Origin of the sequence: Dyadobacter sp. (assembly GCF_051859145.1) — a bacterium.
Lineage (GTDB): Bacteria > Bacteroidota > Bacteroidia > Cytophagales > Spirosomataceae > Dyadobacter.
Map to the genome: position 1 here is coordinate 24,179 of NZ_JBHYGF010000279.1, position 2,240 is coordinate 26,418.

Sequence of the window (2,240 nt, forward strand, 5' to 3'; positions counted from 1 at the left end):
CCCTTCACATCAAACCCCTCGTTTCTGAGAAGTAAGGTCAAGGAAGTCCTGATCGCAATATCGTCGTCTACTATTAGGAGCATTTTACTGGTTTCTTGCCCTAAATCCCTGAAGGGACTTTGGTGTTTTTACTTGGTTGCGCAGAGATCTTGCACACTCTTAATCTCTATTCAGTCATTTACTTATTCAGTCATTGCGAAGAAGCAAAGTCAAAGAAGTCCGGATTGAAATATCTTCGTCTACTATTAGGGGCATTTTACTGGTTTTTTGCCCTAAATCCCTGAAGGGACTTTGGTGTTCTTACTTGGTTGCACAGAGATCTTTGCACACTCTCAATTTCTATTCAGTCATTCACTCATTCAGTCATTCAGTCATTAACCCGGTCATTCACTCCTTAAATCACTCCTCATGCAATGCCACCGCTGGGTGAATGCTGGCGGCTTGTTTGCTGGGGAACCAGGCGCAGAGGGTTACAATGATATAAATAACTACGATTGCCGCCAAGATCGCGACGAGATATACTTCATTGTCGAGATCAAAAACATGCATAAGCGGAAATTGAACTGCGAAAATGAGGCCCAGGAGGAGACTAAAACTTGCCAGTACCCATATTTCACCCAGGAACTGGATAGCGACTTTCCCCTCGGTGGCGCCCATTGCCCGCCTCAATCCGATCTCATTTCTTCTTTTTCCGATGTTGAGGTTCAAAATACCGAACAGTCCGAGTGCGACATTGGTAAGCAAAAACCCGCTTACGATCAGGAAAATGATAACCGGAACAAGTGTCAGGTTATGCCTGTTTTTGAGTGATTCTTTCAAATAATTAACCTCTATACCCCACCCCGGAGCCATCATAGCGATATCCTTTACAAGCCTTGCTTCAAAATGCGCGTCAGTTCCGGGTTTTGTTTTGATCAGTACATTGGAGTTCCAGGAATCGTCTTTCCTGATCAGCTGGAACATTGCGGGGTTGTCAGACATAAACTCGCCTTTCGCCTTAAATCGCTCAACAACTCCCACTACTTTAAAAGAAACTTTATCCGGCCCGCCCAGAACCTTACCCACGGCAACTTCGTCCTGGAAAAGCTTCTCTTCTAGTGCCTCGTTGATCACCACGGGTACAAATTTCGAGACCAGATCGGCATCGCGGTACCACCTTCCCCTAATGACGGGCAGGTCAATGGTTTTGGACAATTCTGCATCGGTATAATAGAAGTCGCTGCCAATGCTTACCTTCTTGTAGCTCACCGAATTGCTCATTTGATTGGCCGAAAACGGCGTGTTACTGCTCATCCTCGAAGCAGATTCTACCTCAGGGTAAGTCCTGATCCGTTCCATGATCCTGTTCAGCTTGCCCGCTACATTCACCGTATCCTGGTTACTTGCCAGGTCTACAACCCAGACTTTGTCATACTCAAAACCAATCGGTTTCAAGTAATTACGCACATTATACACAATCAGCGAAAGCACGCCGAAAAGAACCAGAAAAGAAGCCCATATTTCCACGATAAGCAGCGAATGAGCCCGCTTTTTGTTCCAGATGAGTTTGAAGAGATGTGAGAACATTTTTAATGTTGAATGACCGGCTCGCCGGTGCGATGAATGATTGAATGACTGAATTTTTGGGGAGGATGGAGGAAGGAGGAAGGAGGATGGAAAATTCTGAATTTATGACCTGATATGCCTTGCCTTTTTTTCCTCCCTATCCTCCTTCCTCCATCTTCCCTTTCCTCCTTCCTCCCTTTCCTCCCTTTCCTCCTTCCTCCCTTTCTCACCCTTTCAAAGCTTCCACAATCCTGAGCTTTGACATTCTGAATGCCGGGAGTACGCCGGAAAGGAGGCCGAAGATGAGGCAGACTGCAATGCTGATTGCGAAGACCGGCAGGTTGATGGTTAGGTCCGCGTATGCGATCCAGCCGCTCGCATTGATCATCTTGATGATTGCAAAAGACAGGATAAGTGCGAAGGCGCCGCCGATGAATGTGATGAAAACATTCTCAATGATAAACTGCCAGAGTAATGCTTTTGCCGGCGCACCGAAAGCTTTTCTGACGCCGATTTCAGAGGCTCTTTCGAGTATTCTGCTCACATTTACATTCACCAGATTGATAGCAGGCAAACCCATGAACATGACCAGCACAAGCGTCACAATTGCATAGAAGATCAGCTTTTGCGAGTCAGAGCGGGCAAAGGTGTTCAGGAAATGGTCAAAGTACTTGTCGGCTTTCACAATCAGTACC

3 protein-coding genes are annotated in these 2,240 nt (G+C 46.3%); all 3 read right to left on the reverse strand.

Translation table 11 applies throughout. From position 1 onward, the window contains the following. On the reverse strand, window positions 1–83 hold an 83-nt coding region (locus tag ACTIE6_RS16095), incomplete at its 3' end, for a hypothetical protein (protein ID WP_439557616.1). 316 nt (window positions 84–399) lie between these two features. Next, window positions 400–1,566, reverse strand: a complete 1,167-nt coding sequence (locus tag ACTIE6_RS16100) for an ABC transporter permease (protein ID WP_439557613.1) — start codon at window positions 1,564–1,566, stop codon at window positions 400–402. Window positions 1,567–1,771: 205 nt separating this feature from the next. Continuing rightward, window positions 1,772–2,240 (reverse strand): ABC transporter permease (locus ACTIE6_RS16105; protein ID WP_439557614.1); only part of this gene is annotated, 469 nt, incomplete at its 5' end.

Bases quoted from the DNA above. Each gene is read 5' to 3' on its own strand.
- ACTIE6_RS16100 (WP_439557613.1), bottom strand. From the start codon at position 1,566: ATGTTCTCACATCTCTTCAAACTCATCTGGAACAAAAAGCGGGCTCAT.